At 70.2% G+C, this 19,152-nt stretch carries 16 protein-coding genes; 14 read left to right on the forward strand and 2 right to left on the reverse strand.

Features of this window, described 5'->3' with window-relative positions; translation table 11 throughout:
* Positions 1-188: 188 nt before the first annotated feature.
* On the reverse strand, positions 189-1,730 hold the full coding sequence (locus tag ACIRHA_RS28455; RefSeq protein ID WP_403851527.1) for an ABC transporter substrate-binding protein: 1,542 nt from the start codon (positions 1,728-1,730) through the stop codon (positions 189-191).
* 247 nt (positions 1,731-1,977) lie between these two features.
* Here ACIRHA_RS28455 and kdgD point away from each other — a divergent pair, with 247 nt between their 5' ends.
* From kdgD to mutM, 10 genes are all read left to right on the forward strand, one after another.
* Entirely contained in the window at positions 1,978-2,892 is a 915-nt protein-coding gene (kdgD, locus tag ACIRHA_RS28460; protein WP_403851529.1) for a 5-dehydro-4-deoxyglucarate dehydratase, read from the forward strand.
* 42 nt (positions 2,893-2,934) lie between these two features.
* Positions 2,935-3,906 (forward strand): 2-hydroxyacid dehydrogenase, encoded by a 972-nt coding sequence (locus ACIRHA_RS28465; protein ID WP_403851532.1) that lies wholly within the window; start codon positions 2,935-2,937, stop codon positions 3,904-3,906.
* 49 nt (positions 3,907-3,955) lie between these two features.
* Positions 3,956-6,166, forward strand: a complete 2,211-nt coding sequence (gene recG, locus ACIRHA_RS28470; protein ID WP_403851534.1) for an ATP-dependent DNA helicase RecG — start codon at positions 3,956-3,958, stop codon at positions 6,164-6,166.
* A gap of 232 nt (positions 6,167-6,398) precedes the next feature.
* A complete protein-coding gene (rsmD, locus tag ACIRHA_RS28475) occupies positions 6,399-6,998 on the forward strand; it encodes a 16S rRNA (guanine(966)-N(2))-methyltransferase RsmD (RefSeq protein WP_403851537.1) in 600 nt (199 codons plus the stop codon).
* Positions 6,999-7,024: 26 nt separating this feature from the next.
* On the forward strand, positions 7,025-7,504 hold the full coding sequence (coaD, locus tag ACIRHA_RS28480; RefSeq protein WP_403851539.1) for a pantetheine-phosphate adenylyltransferase: 480 nt from the start codon (positions 7,025-7,027) through the stop codon (positions 7,502-7,504).
* Positions 7,505-7,595: 91 nt separating this feature from the next.
* Positions 7,596-8,696: an ATP synthase F0 subunit B gene (locus ACIRHA_RS28485; protein ID WP_403851542.1), complete on the forward strand. Its 1,101-nt coding sequence runs from the start codon at positions 7,596-7,598 to the stop codon at positions 8,694-8,696.
* 158 nt (positions 8,697-8,854) lie between these two features.
* On the forward strand, positions 8,855-9,499 hold the full coding sequence (locus ACIRHA_RS28490; RefSeq protein WP_403852148.1) for a YceD family protein: 645 nt from the start codon (positions 8,855-8,857) through the stop codon (positions 9,497-9,499).
* 2 nt (positions 9,500-9,501) lie between these two features.
* The gene (gene rpmF / locus ACIRHA_RS28495) at positions 9,502-9,675 is read left to right on the forward strand and encodes a 50S ribosomal protein L32 (RefSeq protein WP_030361955.1); all 174 of its coding nucleotides are present in this window, start codon (positions 9,502-9,504) and stop codon (positions 9,673-9,675) included.
* Positions 9,676-9,682: 7 nt separating this feature from the next.
* Positions 9,683-10,480, forward strand: a complete 798-nt coding sequence (gene rnc / locus ACIRHA_RS28500) for a ribonuclease III (RefSeq protein WP_403851545.1) — start codon at positions 9,683-9,685, stop codon at positions 10,478-10,480.
* Positions 10,481-10,701: 221 nt separating this feature from the next.
* On the forward strand, positions 10,702-11,586 hold the full coding sequence (mutM, locus tag ACIRHA_RS28505) for a bifunctional DNA-formamidopyrimidine glycosylase/DNA-(apurinic or apyrimidinic site) lyase (RefSeq protein ID WP_403851548.1): 885 nt from the start codon (positions 10,702-10,704) through the stop codon (positions 11,584-11,586).
* A 4-nt stretch (positions 11,587-11,590) separates the two neighbouring features.
* Here the strand turns inward: mutM and ACIRHA_RS28510 are convergent, their stop codons facing one another.
* Complete coding sequence (locus tag ACIRHA_RS28510) at positions 11,591-12,532, reverse strand: CAP domain-containing protein (RefSeq protein ID WP_403851551.1); 942 nt, start codon at positions 12,530-12,532, stop codon at positions 11,591-11,593.
* 163 nt (positions 12,533-12,695) lie between these two features.
* Here ACIRHA_RS28510 and ACIRHA_RS28515 point away from each other — a divergent pair, with 163 nt between their 5' ends.
* The 4 genes from ACIRHA_RS28515 (at position 12,696) to ACIRHA_RS28530 (ending at position 19,069) form a co-directional block, all read left to right on the forward strand.
* Positions 12,696-12,977: an acylphosphatase gene (locus ACIRHA_RS28515; protein ID WP_389282699.1), complete on the forward strand. Its 282-nt coding sequence runs from the start codon at positions 12,696-12,698 to the stop codon at positions 12,975-12,977.
* 381 nt (positions 12,978-13,358) lie between these two features.
* A complete protein-coding gene (locus tag ACIRHA_RS28520) occupies positions 13,359-13,562 on the forward strand; it encodes a hypothetical protein (protein WP_351336264.1) in 204 nt (67 codons plus the stop codon).
* 236 nt (positions 13,563-13,798) lie between these two features.
* Complete coding sequence (smc, locus tag ACIRHA_RS28525) at positions 13,799-17,437, forward strand: chromosome segregation protein SMC (RefSeq protein ID WP_403851556.1); 3,639 nt, start codon at positions 13,799-13,801, stop codon at positions 17,435-17,437.
* A gap of 210 nt (positions 17,438-17,647) precedes the next feature.
* Complete coding sequence (locus tag ACIRHA_RS28530) at positions 17,648-19,069, forward strand: sugar porter family MFS transporter (protein ID WP_403851559.1); 1,422 nt, start codon at positions 17,648-17,650, stop codon at positions 19,067-19,069.
* Positions 19,070-19,152: the final 83 nt, after the last annotated feature.

A 19,152-nucleotide genomic window follows, 5' to 3' on the forward strand; every position in this document is an offset into this window, starting at 1 on the left:
CTTCTTCAAGCCCGGAAGGCCGGGCGGTTCGCATTTCAAGCCCCTGCGGCGATTGAGCAGGCTCTTCAAGCCCCGCCGGCGATTGAGGCGCGGGGTCCGGGGCAGAGCCCCGATCTTTCAAGCCCCTGCGGCGTTTGAGCAGCGGGGTCCGGGGCGGAGCCCCGCGAGCGGAGGACGCACCACCGCCATCACTCGACGTGCCGGAACTCGGCCAACCGCATCTCATCCCCGGTCGCCGAGTTCGGCCGATACCGCACCCCATCAGCCAACGCAGTGATCCCGTACATGTGCGCCACATACGCGTACTGCGTGATCTCATCCGGCTCCCGGGCGAAGACCCGACCAAGCGCCCGCTGCCGCCGCTCCCCGGTGAGGGCCTCCGCCGCACGGATCTTCCGGTCGAAGGCCGCCGTCCCGCCGGAGCTCTGGAACCCCTTGCTCAGCAGGTACTGGTCCATGGAGAAGGCCGCGTCACCGGCCTGGTTCCCGTGCTGGATGAGCAGCAGATACGGCCCCGTGTCCTTGGGGAACGGCCGCTCCTGGAACTCGGTGCTGCCCGCGGTGTCCTTCATCTGGATCTTGACGTTGAGGCCGATCCCCGCCAGCTCGTTCTGGATGACCTGCACGGTCTCGTCGACCTTCGGGAAGAGCGCGGTCCGGCTGATCAGCCGGATCTGCTTCCCGACATCGACCCCGTCGGCCTTCGCCTGCGCCAGGAGCTTGCGCGCCTTGGCGAGGTCGGTCGGCCAGGGCTTCAGCCCCTTGTCGTACCCGGTGATCCCGGAGGGCACGAGCTGGGAGGCGGCCTTGGCGTCGCCCTGGTAGAGGGAGTCGACGATGCCCTTGCGGTCGATCGCGTAGTTGATCGCCTTGCGCACCCGCGCGTCGTTCAGCGGCGCCTCACCGAGCTGCATGCGCAGCGCGGTGGTCTCGTTGTTCGGATACGTGACCGCGGTGTCGCCCGCCCCGTCCTGCGGGCCGAGCGAAGTGGCCACATCCGCCTCGCCGTTGGTGACCATGGCGGCGCGGACGCTGCCCTCGGGGCGCCACTGGTAGAGGGCCTTGCGGTAGTCGGGGGCCTTGCCCCAGTACCGCTTGTTGGCGGCGAGGGAGAGCCGCAGGCCCGGCTCCCAGTCGGCTATCCGGTACGGGCCCGTGCCGATCGGCTCGCGCACCTTCTTCTTCGCGTCGGTGGACGTCGGCACCATCTCGATGAAGGAGAGCCGCAGCGGCAGGATCGGGTCCGCCTCGGGCGTCGTCACCTTGAGGGTGTGGGCGTCGGGCGTCGACAGTTTCACGTCCATGTCCCCGAAGACGTAGCCCTCGACATTGCAGCCGAGCTTCGAGTTGACCGCGCGGTCGATGGAGTACGCGGCGTCCTTCGCGTCGAACCGCGAACCGTCGCTGAACCGCACACCCTCGCGGACGGTGTACGTCCACTGGGTGTCGGAGGTGCGCTTCCAGGAGGTCGCGAGCTTCGGCTGAAGCCTGCCCGAATGCGGATCGCGCTCGGTCAGCGGCTCGGTGATGTTGGAGCGCACCACCACACCGGTGGAGGTCAGCGAGGACTCGCAGGGTTCGAGGGTGGGCGGCTCCTCCGGCAGCACGACGCGCAGCGTGTCCTTGCCCGCCGTCACCGACGCGCTGTTGGCCACGGTGCAGCCGCTCGCGGCGAGCGTGCAGACGAGCGCCAGAGCGAGAGCCCGACCGGGGATGGGAACAAGGGGCATGGGGCTTCCTCCACCGCGACAGGCAGCAGCATGTCCACGGATGTAGACGCCGTTTCGATTTGTGGACGCACGGTAAGTGGGGGTTCTCGGGCGCGTCAATAGGTCGAGCAAGCACGGAAGTTGAGCACGCCCCACGTGTATGCCGGGAAGGGGCGTACTCATATGTAGACGCCATTCCTATCCGTGATCAACGTCTGCTAGCTTGCGGCCAGCCGGCCTCATCCGCCAACGCCCTTGGAGCTGCCCCATGGCCCGTTTCTCGCCCGATGATCTGCGCCGCGTCCTGGGCTCCGGCCTGCTGTCCTTCCCCGTCACCCACACCACGCCCGACCACGCCTTCGACGAGCCGGCCTACCGCGCGCACCTGCAGCGCCTGACCGGGTACGACGTGGCGGGCCTTTTCGCCCCGGGCGGCACCGGCGAGTTCTTCTCGCTCAGCCACACCGACGTCGACGCGGTGCTGCGGGCGAGTGTCGCCGAGGCGCCGGACGGGCTGCCGATCATCGGGGCGGCCGGATACGGCACGGCGACCGCGGTGGAGATGGCCCGGCGGGCGGAGGAGATCGGGGCCGACGGCATCCTGCTGCTGCCGCCCTATCTCACCGAGGTCGGACAGGAGGGGCTCTACGAGCACGTGGCCCGGGTCTGCGCGGCCACCTCGCTCGGCGTGATCGTGTACCACCGGGCCAACGCCCGCTTCAAGGCGCCGACCGTCGACCGGCTCGTCGCCCGGTTCCCCAACTTCATCGGGTTCAAGGACGGCGTCTGCGACATCGACCTCATGGCCCGGCTGCACGCCGAACACGACGGGCGGCTCGTCCTCATCGGGGGCCTGCCGACGGCCGAGACCTACGCCCTGCCCTATCTCGAACTCGGCGCCACCACCTACTCGTCGGCCATCTTCAACTTCGCCCCGCAGTGGGCCTGCGACTTCTACGCGGCCGTGCGCGCCCACGACAAGGCGCAGGTCTACGACCGGCTGCGCGAGTTCGTCCTGCCGTACATCGCCATCCGCGACCGGCAACCCGGCTACGCGGTGTCGATCGTGAAGGCCGCCCTCACCGTCTCGGGCCACGGCGCGGGCCCGGTGCGCCCGCCGCTGACCGACCTCACCGAGGCCGAGCACACCGAACTCGCCGCGCTCGTCAAGAAAGTGATCTGAACCGGCCCTGGACCGCGCGCCGGTCCGGGAAGGAGTTTCCGCATGACCACGACCTCTGCCGCCGTCGGCCGCGTCCTCGCGGTCGGCTCGCTGAAGCCCTCCCTCGCGCAGACCCTGCGCAGCACGTACGACGCCCTCGTCCTTCCGGAGGAAGGACCCGAACGCGACACCTTCCTGGCCGAGTACGGAGACGAGGTCGGCATCGTCGTCACCTCCGGCCGCGCGGGTGTCGGCACCAGCCTCATGACCGCCCTGCCGCGCCTCGGCGCCGTCGTCAACTTCGGGGTCGGCTACGACACCACCGACGTCGGCCTCGCCCTGGAACGCGGCATCGTGGTCAGCAACACCCCCGACGTGCTCACCGACTGCGTCGCGGACACCGCGCTCGGGCTGACGCTCGACGTGCTGCGGGGGATCTCCGCCGCCGACCGCTACGTACGCGAGGGCCGCTGGCCGCGTGAGGGTCCCGTCCCGTTGGCGCGGCGGGTCAGCGGCGCCCGGATCGGCGTGCTCGGGCTCGGCCGGATCGGGCGGGCCATCGCCACCCGGTTCGCGGCCATGGGCTGCCCGATCAGCTACCACAGCCGCCGCGAGGTGCCCGGCGTCGACTACGCGTACGCCGCCTCGCCGGCGGAACTGGCCGCCTCCGTCGACGTGTTGGTGATCGCCACCTCCGGCGGCCCCGCCACGAGCGGGCTCGTCTCCCGCGAGGTCCTCGAGGCACTCGGCCCGGAGGGCTACCTGGTCAACATCGCGCGCGGCAGCGTGGTCGACGAGGAGGCGCTCGTCGACCTCCTGGCCGGCGGCGGCCTCGCGGGCGCGGGCCTGGACGTCTTCGCCGCCGAACCGCACGTGCCCCAGCCGCTGCTCGCCCTGGACAACGTGGTGCTCACGCCCCATCTGGCCAGTGGCACCGTCCAGACCCGTGACGAGATGGAGCGCCTGACCCTGGACAACCTGACTGCGTACCTGGCGCACGGGAAGCTGGTGACGCCGGTGCCCGAGATGGGCTGAGGCCCGTTTCGCCGGATGGGTTCGGCCATTGTCAGTGGCGTGGTGTGCAATGGATCTCGTGCCCGCGCTCGAAGAACCACTGAAGAAGGTGCTCGGCCCCGCCACCGCGAAGGTGATGGCCGAGCACCTAGGCCTGCACACGGTCGGGGACCTGCTCCACCACTACCCGCGCAGATACGCGGAGCGGGGCGAGCTCACCCGCCTCGCGGAGCTGCCGCTCGACGAGCACGTGACGGTCGTCGCGCAGGTCGCGACCGCCCGCATCCTGAAGTTCAACGGCGGCAGGGGCCAGCGCCTCGAAGTCACCATCACCGACGGCAGCGGCCAGCTCCAGCTCGTCTTCTTCGGCCGCGGCATCCACAAGCCGCACAAGGACCTGCTGCCCGGTACGCGCGCGATGTTCGCCGGCAAGGCCTCGGTCTTCAACCGGAAGATGCAACTGGCGCACCCCGCATACCAGTTGCTCAACGCCGAGTCCTCCGACGAGGCCGCCGAAGCCGTCGGCTCGTGGGCCGGGGCACTGCTGCCGATCTACCCGGCCACGGCCAAGCTGGAGTCCTGGAAGATCGCGAAGGCCGTCGACCTGGTGCTGCCCAGCGCACCCGAGGCCGAGGACCCGCTGCCCGAGTCGTTGCGCGAGGGCCGCGGTCTCGTCCCGCTGCCCGAGGCCTTGCTCAAGATCCACCGGCCGCACACGAAGGACGACGTCGCCGGCGCCCGGGACCGCCTCAAGTGGGACGAGGCGTTCGTCCTTCAAGTGGCCCTCGCCCGGCGCCGCTTCGCGGAGACCCAGCTGACCGCCGTCGCGCGCGCGGCGAAGCCGGGCGGCCTGCTCACGGCCTTCGACGCGAAGCTTCCGTTCACGCTCACCGACGGCCAGCAGAAGGTCTCCAAGGAGATCTTCGACGACCTGGCCACCGAGCACCCGATGCATCGACTCCTCCAGGGAGAAGTGGGTTCCGGTAAGACCATGGTGGCGCTGCGCGCCATGCTCGCCGTCGTCGACGCGGGCGGGCAGGCAGCGATGCTCGCTCCCACCGAAGTCCTCGCCCAGCAGCACCACCGCTCCATCACCGAGATGATGGGCGAACTGGCGGAGGGCGGCATGCTGGGCGGGTCGGAGCACGCCACCAAGGTCGTCCTGCTCACCGGCTCGATGGGTATGGCCGCCCGCCGCCAGGCCCTGCTCGACCTGGCCACGGCCGAGGCGGGCATCGTCATCGGCACGCACGCGCTGATCGAGGACAAGGTGATCTTCGACGATCTGGGCCTGGTCGTCGTGGACGAACAGCACCGCTTCGGTGTGGAGCAGCGCGACGCCCTGCGCTCCAAGGGCAAGCAGCCACCGCACCTCCTGGTCATGACGGCAACGCCGATCCCGCGCACGGTCGCGATGACGGTCTTCGGCGACCTGGAGACGTCCGTCCTGGACCAGTTGCCGGCCGGCCGCTCGCCGATCTCCAGTCACGTGGTCCCGGCGGCCGACAAGCCGCACTTCCTCGCGCGCGCGTGGGAGCGTGTACGAGAAGAGGTGGAGAACGGGCACCAGGCGTACGTCGTCTGCCCCCGCATCGGCGACGACGAGGACGAGAAGGGGGCGAAGGGCAAGGCCAAGAAGCAGTCCGCCGAGGACGAGGCGGAGAAGCGGCCGCCTCTGGCCGTGCTCGACGTCGCGGAGGAGCTGGCGCGCGGCCCGCTCCAGGGCCTCAAGGTGGAGGTCCTGCACGGGCGCATGCAGCCCGATGACAAGGACGCGGTGATGCGCCGGTTCGCGGCGGGGGAGACGGACGTCCTGGTGGCGACGACCGTCATCGAGGTAGGCGTGAACGTGCCGAACGCGACGGCGATGGTGATCATGGACGCCGACCGGTTCGGCGTCTCGCAGCTCCACCAGCTGCGCGGCCGCGTCGGCCGTGGCTCGGCGCCGGGCCTGTGCCTGCTGGTCACCGAGATGCCGGAGGCCGCCCCCGCGCGCGCCCGCCTCGGCGCCGTCGCCGCCACGCTCGACGGTTTCGAGCTCTCCCGCATCGACCTCGAACAGCGCCGCGAGGGCGATGTCCTCGGCCAGGCCCAGTCCGGCGTCCGCTCGTCCCTCCGGATGCTCGCCGTGATCGAGGACGAGGAGATCATCGCGGCGGCGCGGGAGGAGGCCACGAAGGTGGTCACGGCCGACCCGGAGCTCGACCACCTGCCGGCCCTGCGCATCGCGCTGGACGCGCTGCTCGACGAGGACCGCGAACAGTACCTCGACAAGGGCTGACCCGAACCAGCCCAGCCCTGCCGGCGTCGCGGCCGCGGGGCTCCGCCCCGGACCCCGCGCCTCAATCGCCGGCGGGGCTTGATCCATCAAGCCCCTGCGGCGATTGAGCAGCGGGGTCCGGGGCAGAGCCCCGCGGCGTAGGGGGACGGGTGCCGGCAGGCGGTCCCGGGGGCGCGGCTGACAAACTGGTGGCGCACCGAAACCCGCCCAAGGACAAGGACGTACCAGCGCGATGACCCGCGTGATCGCCGGAACCGCCGGCGGACGCCGCCTCGCCGTGCCGCCAGGCACCGGCACCCGCCCCACCTCCGACCGCGCACGCGAGGCCCTCTTCTCCACCTGGCAGGCCCTCCTCGGCGGCAGCCTCGCCGGCACCCGCGTCGCCGACCTGTACGCCGGCTCCGGCGCCGTCGCCCTGGAGGCGCTCTCCCGCGGCGCCGCCCACGCACTGCTCGTCGAGGCCGACGCCCGCGCCGCCCGCACGATCCGCGAGAACATCCGCGCGATCGGCCTCCCAGGAGCAGAGGCGCGTACCGGAAAAGCGGAACAAATCCTCGCGGGCCCGGCTCCGGACGCCCGCTACGACCTGGTCTTTCTCGACCCTCCGTACGCCGTCTCCGACGATGATCTTCGAGAGATTCTGCTCACACTCCGTACGCGGGACTGGCTCGCGGACGAAGCACTCGTCACCGTGGAACGCAGCACCAGAGGCGGCGAATTCCGGTGGCCTGACGGCTTCGAGGGCCTGAGGTCCCGTCGCTACGGCGAGGGCACGTTTTGGTACGGTCGCGCCGCCTTGAACACCACCCTCACGTGCGACGACGCACGATGACCGGACCGGAGAGCGAGGGACTTCCCGTGCGCCGCGCAGTCTGTCCGGGGTCGTTCGACCCCATCACCAACGGCCATGTCGACATCATCGCGAGAGCCTCCAAGCTCTACGACGTCGTGCACGTCGCAGTGATGATCAACCAGTCGAAGCAGGGCCTGTTCACGGTCGACGAGCGGATCGAACTGATCCGCGAGGTCACCGCCGAATTCGGCAACGTCGAGGTCGAGGCCTTCCACGGCCTCCTCGTCGACTTCTGCAAGCAGCGCGACATCCCGGCCATCGTCAAGGGCCTGCGCGCCGTCAGCGACTTCGACTACGAGCTGCAGATGGCCCAGATGAACAACGGCCTGTCCGGCGTGGAGACCCTCTTCGTCCCCACCAACCCGACGTACAGCTTCCTGTCGTCCTCCCTGGTCAAGGAGGTCGCGGCCTGGGGCGGCGACGTCTCGCACCTGGTTCCGGCGCAGGTCCACGAGGCATTGACGGAGCGCCTTCCCAAGAAGTGACACGCACGCGCACGTTGGGCTTACAGTCGTCTCGTCCGTCTCCAACACCCCAGCCAAACCGGCGTCTAGACGAGAGAGTGGCGAGCACACGGTGGACGTGCAGAAGAAGCTCGACGACATCGTCGGCACGGTCGGCGGCGCGCGCTCGATGCCCATGTCGGCCTCGTGCGTGATCAACCGCGCCGACCTGCTGGCGATGCTCGAAGAGGTGCGCCAGGCGCTGCCCGGCTCCCTCGCCCAGGCCCAGGAGCTCATCGGCGGCCGCGAGCAGATGGTCGAGCAGGCCCACGCCGAGGCCGAGCGGATCATCGAGGGCGCGCACGCCGAGCGCGGCACCCTGATCGCCGACACGGAGATCGCCCGCCGCGCCCAGGCCGAGGCCGACCGGATCCTCGCCGAGGCCCGCCAGGAGGCCGAGGAGGTCCGCGCGGAGGCCGACGACTACGTCGACTCCAAGCTGGCCAACTTCGAGGTCGTCCTCAACAAGACGCTCGGCTCGGTCGGCCGTGGCCGCGAGAAGCTGCTCGGCACCGGGCCCGGCGTCGACGAGGCGGGCTACGAGGACGAGGACGCCCCCGAGCGCAGCCACGACCCGGAGACGCTGCGCCGGGACGCCGACGCGTATGTGGACACCAAGCTCGGCGCCTTCGAGGCGGTGCTCGCCAAGACGCTCGACGCCGTCGGCAAGGGCCGCCAGAAGCTGCACGGCCGCATCGCCAGCGACGACCTCGGCACGCTGGCCGTGGACGGCGAGGGGCAGCCGCACACCAGCGACGCCGACTACCTGGCGGGCCTCGCCGAGATCGGCGGAGCCCAGGCCCAGCAGCCGGCCGCGGCGCAGCCCCCGCAGATGCCGCAGCCCCCACAGGTCCCCCAGATCCCGTCCCAGGCCCCCGAGCCCGCGTACGCGCAGCAGCAGGGCCAGGACCCGTACGGCGGCTATCAGCAGCAGCCCTATGGCCAGCAGGACGCCTACGGCACCTACCAGCAGGACCCGTACGCGGCGTACCAGCAGGACCCGTACGCGTATCAGCAGCACCAGCAGCAGGACCCGTACGCGTACCAACAGCATCAGCAGGATCCCCAGCAGCTCCAGCCGCAGGCCCAGGACGGCGCGCTCGACGAGACGAGTCTCTTCGACACGAGCATGATCAGCCTGGAGCAGATGCGACAGTACGAGCAGGGGCGCTGAGCCGGTCCCGTACCGGGTGCAAGGGGCAGATTGGGCCGTGAGCGAAAGGTCCAGTACCCTGGTTCTTCGGTCGCGCGTAGCACGTGCGTTCCGAGCTGCCCGGAAATTCGGGGCGGCAATCCCCACATGAGCTTCGAAGAACGAAAGCAGGACCAGCCCTGAACACCCACCTCGACCACCGCAACCCGTTCGTGTTCGATACGCACGAGCTGGGTCGGCGTCCTGGTGCCATGCAGCGGCTGTCCCGCACGATCGACGCTCCCAAGGAGTTCGGCCTCCTGGGAGTCATCGAGGTGCCGGAAGGCGCCCCGGTGGAGCTCGACCTCCGCCTGGAGTCGGTCATGGAAGGTGTGCTTGTCACAGGCACCGCCCGTGCATCGGCCGAGGGGGAGTGCGTAAGGTGTCTGGAGCCGCTCGTCCAAGAGGTCGACGCGGACTTCCAGGAGATGTTCTCGTACCCTGACGCCGACGACCGGGGCCGCGCAAAGGCGGAACCGGCCGACGACGCCGAGGAAGACGAGGACAGGCTCTTTCTCGAGGACGGCCTGTTCGACCTCGAGCCGGTGCTGCGTGATGCGGTGGTGCTCGCACTGCCGATGCAGCCGGTGTGCCAGGAAGACTGTGAGGGTCTGTGCTCCGAGTGCGGAGTGCGGCTTTCGGACGAGCCGGGCCACCATCACGACGCCGTCGACATCCGTTGGGCGGCTTTGCAGGGACTCGCTGAATCCATCCAGGACGGCGAGAAGGACGAGATGAGCGGCGCCGAAGCGCAAGCGGGCGTCGACGAGAAGCAGGAGAAGTAGCCGTGGCTGTTCCGAAGCGGAAGATGTCGCGCAGCAACACGCGCCACCGCCGGTCGCAGTGGAAGGCTGCGGTCCCCACCCTGGTTTCGTGTGAGCGTTGCCAGGAGCCCAAGCTGCAGCACATCGCGTGCCCGGCTTGCGGCACCTACAACAAGCGCCAGGTCCTCGAGGTCTGAGCGGCTGGTGAGAGGCACAGTGTCGAGCCCCAAGAAGGCGGATGACGCCAAGAAAAAGGTGGACACCACAGCCTCGTCCCACACGCTTCTGGAAGGGCGGCTCGGGTACAAGCTCGAGTCCGCCCTTCTGGTGCGCGCGCTGACGCACCGTTCGTACGCGTACGAGAACGGCGGCCTGCCGACGAATGAGCGCCTGGAATTCCTGGGCGACTCGGTCCTCGGCCTCGTGGTCACCGACACTCTCTACCGAACCCACCCCGACCTGCCTGAAGGCCAACTGGCCAAGCTGCGGGCCGCGGTGGTCAATTCGCGTGCACTTGCGGGGGTCAGCCGCGGGCTCGACCTGGGCTCCTTCATCCGGCTCGGCCGGGGCGAAGAGGGCACGGGCGGCCGGGACAAGGCGTCGATTCTCGCCGACACCCTTGAAGCGGTGATCGGTGCGGTGTACCTGGACCAGGGTCTGGACGCGGCGGGCGAACTCGTCCACCGTCTGTTCGACCCGCTCATCGAGAAGTCCTCGAATCTCGGTGCCGGCCTGGACTGGAAGACCAGTCTCCAGGAGCTGACGGCGACGGAGGGACTCGGCGTGCCCGAGTACCTGGTCTCCGAAACCGGCCCGGATCACGAGAAGACCTTCACTGCTGCCGCCCGCGTCGGAGGCGTCTCGTACGGCACCGGCACCGGCCGCAGCAAGAAGGAAGCGGAGCAGCAGGCCGCTGAGTCCGCGTGGCGTGCGATTCGCGCCGCGGCGGACGAGCGGGCCGAGGCTGCGGATGCGGCGGTCGATTCGGCCTCCGGAGCGTAACCGCTCCGCTTCCTGAGCCCGCCCTTTACCGGCCCACCCGGTAGGGGCGGGCTTCGCATTTCCCCGCGCCCCGGGGCTCCGCCCCGAACCCCGCGCCTCAAACGCCGGCGGGGCTATTTATAGCCCCTGCGGCGATTGAGCAGGCCCGTCCGGCAGGACTCGGGGGCGTGCGCGGTACGCTCCCCGCACCCAGCCCACCCGCTCCCGTCCGGAGGACGTCCGTGCCAGAGTTGCCCGAAGTGGAGGTCGTCCGGCGCGGACTTGAGCGGTGGGTGGCACACCGGACCGTCGCCGAGGCCGAGGTGCTACATCCGCGCTCCGTGCGCCGGCACATCGCGGGCGGCGAGGACTTCGCGTCCCGGCTCAAGGGGCGGACGATCGGCGAGCCGAGCCGCCGCGGCAAGTACCTGTGGCTGCCGCTTGAGGGCACACACACCTCCGTCCTCGCCCACCTCGGCATGAGCGGCCAACTCCTGGTGCAGCCGCACGACGCCCCCGACGAGAAGCACCTGCGCATCCGCGTCCGCTTCGCCGACACGGAGACATCGGCCGCTACCGCGGCGGGCGACACCGAGCTGCGCTTCGTCGACCAGCGCACCTTCGGCGGCCTCTCGCTGCACGACACCGACGAGAACGGCCTCCCGGACGTCATCGCGCACATCGCCCGCGACCCCCTCGACGCGCTCTTCGACGACGCCGCGTTCCACACCGCGCTGCGCGCGAAGCGCAGCACCATCAAGCGGGCCCTGCTCGACCAGTCCCTCATCAGCGGCGTCGGCAACATCTACGCGGACGAGGCACTGTGGCGCGCGAAGCTGCACTACGAGCGCCCCACGGCGACGTTCACCCGCCCCCGCACGGCCGAACTCCTGGGCCACGTAAGGGACGTGATGAACGCGGCGCTGAGCGTCGGCGGAACGAGCTTCGACTCCCTGTACGTGAATGTGAACGGGGAATCGGGCTACTTCGACCGGTCGCTCGACGCGTACGGGCGCGAAGGGCTGCCGTGCCGGCGCTGTTCGACGCCCATGCGCAGGCGCCCGTGGATGAATCGGTCCAGCTACTTCTGCCCGCGCTGTCAGCGCCCGCCGCGCACGCCGGCGTAAGGCCTCAGTAGCCGAAGTCCTGTGTCCACCACGGCCCGCCCGAGCCGAGGTGCACGCCGACGCCCAAGGTCTTGAAGTCGCAGTTCAGGATGTTCGCCTTGTGGCCGGGGCTGTTCATCCAGGAGTCCATGACCGACTGGGCGCCCGCCTGGCCGCGGGCGATGTTCTCGCCGCCGAGGTCCGTGATCCCCGCTTCCTTGGCGCGGTCCCAGGGCGTCGCCCCGTCCGGGTCCGTGTGGTCGAAGAAGTCCCGCGCGGCCATGTCGTCGCTGAACGCGGTGGCGAGCGAGGCGAGTCCGCTGTCCGTCGTCACCGGGGAGCAACCCACCTTGGAGCGCTCCTGGTTGACGAGGGCGAGGACCTGCGCCGAAGCCGCCTTCTCCGACGTGGTCGCCGAGCCGCCGCCCGCGCTGGAGGGCGCCTTCGTCCGCGCCGGTGCCGAGGGTGCGGACGTCGACGGGCTCGCGCTCCTCGTCCTCGTACCGCTGTCGTCGGCGGACCGGGACTGCTGCGGGCGCTTCGACGGCTCGGAGGACCGCGGCGCGGCGCTCGAAGCGGACCGGGACGGCTTCGCGGACGGCGTGGCCCGCTCGGTGTCGCGGCTCGCCGCGGACGGCGCCCGGTCGTCGACGTCACCGCTCGTGCCGCCCTGCGCCGTGACGTCGGGGGAGTCGGCGGCCTGCACCCTGCTGCCGCCGTCACCGCCGAACTTGAAGCTTCCGCCCCCGGGTATCAGGCCCGTGGTCACCGCGACCGCGCCCATCGCGACCGCGGCCGAGGCACCGAGCAGACCGGTGCGCAGCGGGACGCCGTCGCGCCTCTTGCGGTGGTGGGAGGTGCCGGGCTGTGCGGGAGGCGCCGTGGGGTGCGGTGGGTACTCCGCGTAGCCCTGCGCAAAGTCGCTCGCGTGCGGGCGGCCGGCGGCGGAGCGTCGGTGGCGTCCCATGTCCTTGGCCTTCCTCGTCCTCTGGTCCTCGCGGTCGTCACTGTGTCGTCACTGTTGTGCGTGCTTCTCACTCGTACGAGTGAGGTGCGATGGTCGGGGACGCTACCCCAACTCCCCAGTGGACGAAGTGCTCCGAGTGCTTTTGGCCGGTTAGCGTGCACCCATGAACGAAGAAGTACGGATCACCGCCTGGGTGCGGGGACGCGTCCAACGTGTGGGTTTTCGGTGGTTCACCCGTGCACGTGCGCTGGAGATCGGCGGCCTGAGTGGTTTTGCTCTCAATCTGGACGACGGGCGTGTCCAAGTGGTCGCCGAGGGGCCGCGCGGCGGATGTCAGCAACTGCTCGACTGGCTCCATGGCGACGACACACCCGGCCGGGTCGACGGTGTGACTGAGATCTGGGACACGCCCCGTGGCGGCTATGACGGGTTTGCCATTCGCTGAGTCGTTACCGCAGGCGGGCCCGGGGGAGAGGGCGAGGAAAGTGCCGCGGGCACCTGCGTGCGGCAGAAACGCCCTGGTGGTTGCCAAGAACGGGGACTCGTGGCAGGCTCCGCGGGAACGGATGATCTCTACGCCCCCGGGCCCCGAACGTGAGGCCGTACCGCAGGTTCTGCGGCGCGAAGCCCCCGGTTTGCCCGCCAATACGGGGCGTGATCGTGTTGACCGTCAAACTTTTTGGTGAGACTCTGGAAGTCCCCGCGCACCTTAGCTGTTTGGCATGTGGGAACGGCAGCAATACAAGAAGTGCCAAGCACCGCGGGTGCGATTCCCTCACGACCCACACCGCTTCGGTCGGTCACGCATTGTGGAGGACCATCCATCATGGCAAAGGCGCTTCTCGGTTACGTCGGCGGCAGCGACCCGCGACTTCTCGCCGAGATGCGACGGCTCCAGCAGCGCGTCCAGGATCTCGAATCCGAGCTCGGCCGTATTCAGGCCGAGAACGACACGCTCGCGGCTGCCGCTTCTCACGACTCTCTCATCGAGGGTATCGACGTACCCCAGGCGGAGCCTGCGCTCACCTGACCACTCCCAGCGACCTGGGTGGTCGGGCGCCGCCCGTAACCAGCCGCTCGACAGAGACATCCAAGGGACGCTTCGGCGTCCCTTTTTTCTTCTCGCCCTGCTTCCGGCCTGGCTTCCAGGTGCCCCCGCGCACCGTTTTCGCCTGACGTTCTCTACGTCTGATGTGCCCTGCATGTTCACGGGTGAAACCGTGGGTTCATGGAGTGAGACAGGGGTGCCGGGTAGAGTCCGACGGCGTGCACCTCAAGGCCCTGACCCTGCGCGGGTTCAAATCGTTCGCCTCGGCCACCACGTTGCGGTTCGAGCCGGGCATCACCTGTGTCGTGGGTCCCAACGGTTCGGGCAAGTCCAATGTCGTGGACGCCCTGAGCTGGGTCATGGGGGAGCAGGGCGCCAAGTCGCTGCGCGGCGGCAAGATGGAGGACGTCATCTTCGCCGGCACCACCGGGCGGCCGCCGCTCGGCCGCGCCGAGGTCTCGCTCACCATCGACAACTCCGACGGCGCGCTGCCCATCGAGTACGCCGAGGTCACCATCACGCGGATCATGTTCCGCAACGGCGGCAGCGAGTACCAGCTCAACGGCGACACCTGTCGACTTCTCGATATCCAGGAGCTGTTGTCGGACTCCGGCATCGGCCGCGAGATGCACGTCATCGTCGGCCAGGGCCAGCTCGACGGCGTGCTGCACGCCGACCCCATGGGCCGCAGGGCCTTTATCGAGGAGGCCGCGGGCGTCCTCAAGCACCGCAAGCGCAAGGAGAAGGCGCTGCGGAAGCTGGACGCGATGCAGGCCAACCTCTCGCGCGTACAGGACCTCACCGAGGAACTGAGGCGGCAGCTGAAGCCGCTGGGCAGACAGGCGGCCGTCGCGCGGCGGGCCGCCGTGATCCAGGCCGACCTGCGCGACGCGCGGCTGCGGCTGCTCGCGGACGATCTCGTACGTCTGCGGGGAGCGCTCAGCGCCGAGGTCGCCGACGAGGCGGAGCTGAAGCGGCGCAGGAGCGCGGCCGAGGAGGAGCTGAAGAAGGCGCTGCTGCGCGAGGGGCACCTGGAGGACGCGGTCCGGCAGTTGACGCCCCGGCTGCAGCGGGCGCAGCAGTCCTGGTACGAGCTGTCGCAGCTGGCCGAGCGGGTGCGCGGGACGGTGTCGCTGGCCGACGCGCGGGTCAAGAGCGCGACGTCGGCGCCCGCCGAGGAGCGGCGCGGGCGTGACCCCGAGGAGCTGGAGCGCGAGGCCGCGCGGGTGCGCGAGCAGGAGGCCGAGCTGGCGGCCGCCCTCGAAGCGGCGCAGATCGCGCTCGACGAGACGATCGCCCACCGGGCCGAGCTGGAGCGGGAGTTGGCGGCCGAGGAGCGCCGCCTCAAGGACGTGTCGCGGGCCATCGCCGACCGGCGGGAGGGTCTCGCCCGCCTTCAGGGGCAGGTCAACGCCGCGCGTTCGCGGGCCGCTGCGGCGCAGTCCGAGATCGACCGGCTCGCGGCGTCCCGGGACGAGGCGCGGCAGCGGGCCGCCGCCGCGCAGGAGGAGTACGAGCAGCTGCAGGCCGAGGTCGACGGGCTCGACGCCGGTGACGAGGAGCTGTCCGCGCGGCACGAGGAGGCCAGGGCCGCGCTCGCCGAGGCGGAGGCCGCGCTGAGCGCCGCGCGGGAGGCCGCCACGTCCGGGGAGCGGGGGCGCGCGGCGCTCGCGGCCCGGCACGAGGCGCTCGCGCTCGGACTGCGGCGCAAGGACGGCACGGGTGCGCTGCTCGACGCGAAGGACCGGTTGACGGGGCTGCTCGGCCCCGCCGCCGAGCTGCTGTCGGTGGCGCCGGGCTACGAGGTGCCGGTGGCGGCGGCGTTCGGCGCGGCGGCCGACGCGATCGCGGTGACCACGCCCACGGCCGCCGCCGAAGCGATTCGCCTGCTGCGCAAGCAGGACGGGGGCCGGGCGGCCCTGCTGCTGGCCTCTCAAGCCCCGCCGGCGTTTGAGGCGCGGGGTCTGGGGCAGAGCCCCAGCGGCGCCGCGCACCCTGCGCCTCAGGGCTCACACCCCGACGCCGCCGAAGCGGACCGCCCCGGCCCTCCGCACGCCGCCGAACTCGTCCACGGCCCCGCCGAGTTGCTGCCCGCCGTCCGCCGCCTGCTGCACGGCATCGTCGTCGTCGGGACGCTCGAGGACGCCGAGGACCTGGTGTACGCGCGGCCCGACGTGACCGCGGTGACCGCCGAAGGGGACCTGCTCGGCGCGCACTTCGCGCACGGCGGGTCGGCCGGAGCGCCGAGCCTCCTGGAGGTGCAGGCCTCCGTCGACGAGGCCGCTGCCGAGCTGGAGGAACTGGCGGCCAAGTGCGAACAGTGGGCCGAGGCGCAGCACGCCGCGGCCGAGCGCCGCACCGAGTGTGCCTCGCTCGTCGAGGAGTTGGGGCAGCAGCAGCGGGCCATGGAGCGCGAGCGCTCCGGGCGGGCCCAACAGCTCGGCCGGCTCGCCGGACAGGCCCGCGGCGCCGCGGGCGAGGCCGAGCGCAGCGCCGCCGCGGCGGCCAAGGCACAGGACGCGCTGGGGCAGGCCGCAGCGGACGCCGAAGAGCTGGCGGAGCGCCTCGCGGTGGCCGAGGAACTGCCCGCCGACGAGGAACCCGACACCTCCGTGCGCGACCGCCTCTCCGCCGACGGGGCCAACGCGCGGCAGACGGAGATGGAGGCGCGCCTCCAGGTACGTACGCACGAGGAGCGCGTGAAGGGGCTCGCGGGGCGTGCCGACTCGCTCGACCGGGCCGCCCGCGCCGAGCGCGACGCACGCGCGCGTGCCGAGCGGCAGCGCGCCCGCCGCCAGTACGAGGCCGGCGTCGCCGAGGCCGTCGCCTCCGGCGCCCGGCAGTTGCTCGCGCACGTCGAGGTGTCCATCACCCGGGCCGACGAGGAGCGGACCCTCGCCGAGCGGGCGAAGGCGGCGCGGGAGCAGGAGCTCGGCGCCGAGCGGGCCCGCGGCCGTGATCTCAAGGAAGAACTCGACAAGCTGACGGATTCGGTCCACAAGGGCGAGGTACTCGGCGCCGAGAAGCGGCTGCGGATCGAGCAGCTGGAGACCAAGGCGCTGGAGGAACTCGGTGTCGAACCGGCCGGACTTGTCGCGGACTACGGTCCCGACCAGCTCGTGCCGCCCTCGCTCCCCGCCGAGGGCGAGGAGCTGCCGGAAGACCCCGAGCACCCGCGTAACAGGCCACGCCCGTTCGTCCGTTCGGAGCAGGAGAAGCGGCTCAAGTCCGCCGAGCGTGCGTACCAGCAGCTCGGCAAGGTCAACCCGCTTGCCCTTGAGGAGTTCGCGGCGCTCGAAGAGCGCCACAACTTCCTCAGCGAGCAGCTGGAGGACCTGCGCAAGACCCGCGCCGACCTGCTTCAAGTGGTGAAGGAGGTCGACGAGCGCGTCGAGCAGGTCTTCACCGAGGCCTACCGGGACACCGCGCGCGAGTTCGAGGGCGTCTTCAGCCGGCTGTTCCCTGGCGGTGAGGGACGGCTCGTCCTGACCGACCCCGAGAACATGCTCACGACCGGTGTCGATGTCGAGGCCCGCCCGCCGGGCAAGAAGGTCAAGCGGCTGAGCCTGCTCTCGGGCGGTGAGCGGTCCCTGACCGCGGTGGCGCTCCTCGTCGCCATCTTCAAGGCGCGGCCGAGCCCGTTCTACGTGATGGACGAGGTGGAGGCCGCGCTCGACGACACCAACCTGCAGCGCCTCATCCGCATCATGCGGGAGCTGCAGGAGGCCTCGCAGCTCATCGTGATCACGCACCAGAAGCGCACGATGGAGGTCGCCGACGCGCTGTACGGCGTCTCCATGCAGGGCGACGGAGTCTCGAAGGTCATCAGCCAGCGGCTGAGCCGGCCCCTCCCTTAGTAGCGTTCAAGTCTTGAACACATTGCGACACTCCCATGCCTGTAAATTCACACCACCCGAAGTATTGACTTCAAAACATGAAGGCATAGTCTCTGCAACGTTGCTTTTACCTTCAGGTGGTGGGTGGCGTGAACATGTGCGCCACTGGAATCGCATCTGAAGGGCTCGCCCCCACCCCCGGCAGCGAGGCCGGTGGCCCGAGGAGTACATGTGACCAGCAGTGCGGCACCGACAACGGGAGCCAGGCAGGAACAGCCGGGCAATCTCCGACGTGTCACCCTGATCGCGGCAGGTGCCGCCATGGGTGGCTTCCTTTTCGGCTACGACAGCTCAGTGATCAACGGAGCCGTCGAAGCCATTCGTGATCGGTGGGACATCGGTTCCGCCACCCTCGCTCAGGTCATCGCCATCGCGCTGCTCGGCTCGGCCATCGGCGCCGCGACCGCCGGGCGGATCGCCGACCGGATCGGCCGCGTACGGTGCATGCAGATCGCGTCCGTGCTCTTCATCATCAGCGCCCTCGGCTCGTCCATGCCGTTCGCGCTGTGGGATCTGATGCTGTGGCGCATCATCGGCGGTTTCGCCATCGGTATGGCCTCGGTGCTCGGCCCGACGTACATCGCCGAGGTCGCACCGCCCGCCTATCGAGGCCGGCTCGGCTCCTTCCAGCAGGCCGCCATCGTGCTCGGCATCGCGATCTCGCAGCTGGTCAACTACGGCCTGCTGAACGCCGCCGGCGGCGACCAGCGCGGTGAGCTGCTCGGCCTGGAGGCCTGGCAGGTGATGCTCGGGATCATGGTGATCCCGGCCGCGCTCTACGGCGTGTTCACCTTCATGATCCCGGAGTCGCCGCGCTACCTGCTCGCCAAGGGCCGGCCCGAAGAGGCCCGCAAGGTCGTCCGGCAGGTCGAGGGCGACGGCGCCGACGCGGAACACCGCATCGCCGAGATCGAGCACGGCATGAAGAACGAGCGCCTGTCGACCTTCAGGGACCTGAAGGGCAGCTTCATCTTCAAGCCGATCGTCTGGGTCGGTATCGGGCTCGCGGTCTTCCAGCAGTTCGTCGGCATCAACGTCGCGTTCTACTACTCCTCGACGCTGTGGCAGTCGGTCGGCGTCAACCCCGAGGACTCGTTCTTCTACTCGTTCACGACGTCGATCATCAACATCATCGGCACCGTCGTGGCGATGCTCCTGATCGACCGGGTCGGCCGCAGGCCGCTCGCGCTCATCGGCTCCGTCGGCATGGTCATCGGTCTGGGCTGCGAGGCCTGGGCGTTCTCCTCCGACCTGGTCAACGGCCAGCTGCCGACCGCGCAGGGCTGGGTCGCCCTGATCGCCGCCCACTGGTTCGTCTTCTTCTTCGCGATGAGCTGGGGCGTCATCCTCTGGGTCATGGTCGGCGAGATGTTCCCGCCGAAGATCCGCGCCACCGCCATCGGCGTCGCGTCGATGTTCAACTGGCTCGCGAACTACCTCATCACCGCGACGTTCCCGTCCCTGTCCGACTGGAACCTGGGCGGCACGTACATCATCTACACCGTGTTCGCCGCGCTCTCCATCCCCTTCACCCTGAAGTTCGTGAAGGAGTACAAGGGCAAGACGCTGGAGGACGCGGCGGAGACGGTCTGACCGTCGCCCCCTCCCCAAGACCCGGGGAGATGGATTCAAGTCCCCGCTGCCATCTCCCCGCTGCCGTCACTGCCCCGGCTGAA

The sequence above is a fragment of the Streptomyces sp. NPDC102360 genome (assembly GCF_044766085.1).
Lineage (GTDB): Bacteria > Actinomycetota > Actinomycetes > Streptomycetales > Streptomycetaceae > Streptomyces.

Bases quoted from the DNA above. Each gene is read 5' to 3' on its own strand.
- ACIRHA_RS28510 (WP_403851551.1), bottom strand. From the start codon at position 12,532: ATGGGACGCCACCGACGCTCCGCCGCCGGCCGCCCGCACGCGAGCGAC.
- ACIRHA_RS28455 (WP_403851527.1), bottom strand. From the start codon at position 1,730: ATGCCCCTTGTTCCCATCCCCGGTCGGGCTCTCGCTCTGGCGCTCGTC.
- kdgD (WP_403851529.1), top strand. From the start codon at position 1,978: ATGGCCCGTTTCTCGCCCGATGATCTGCGCCGCGTCCTGGGCTCCGGC.
- ACIRHA_RS28515 (WP_389282699.1), top strand. From the start codon at position 12,696: ATGAACGAAGAAGTACGGATCACCGCCTGGGTGCGGGGACGCGTCCAA.
- rsmD (WP_403851537.1), top strand. From the start codon at position 6,399: ATGACCCGCGTGATCGCCGGAACCGCCGGCGGACGCCGCCTCGCCGTG.
- ACIRHA_RS28465 (WP_403851532.1), top strand. From the start codon at position 2,935: ATGACCACGACCTCTGCCGCCGTCGGCCGCGTCCTCGCGGTCGGCTCG.
- recG (WP_403851534.1), top strand. From the start codon at position 3,956: ATGGATCTCGTGCCCGCGCTCGAAGAACCACTGAAGAAGGTGCTCGGC.
- ACIRHA_RS28520 (WP_351336264.1), top strand. From the start codon at position 13,359: ATGGCAAAGGCGCTTCTCGGTTACGTCGGCGGCAGCGACCCGCGACTT.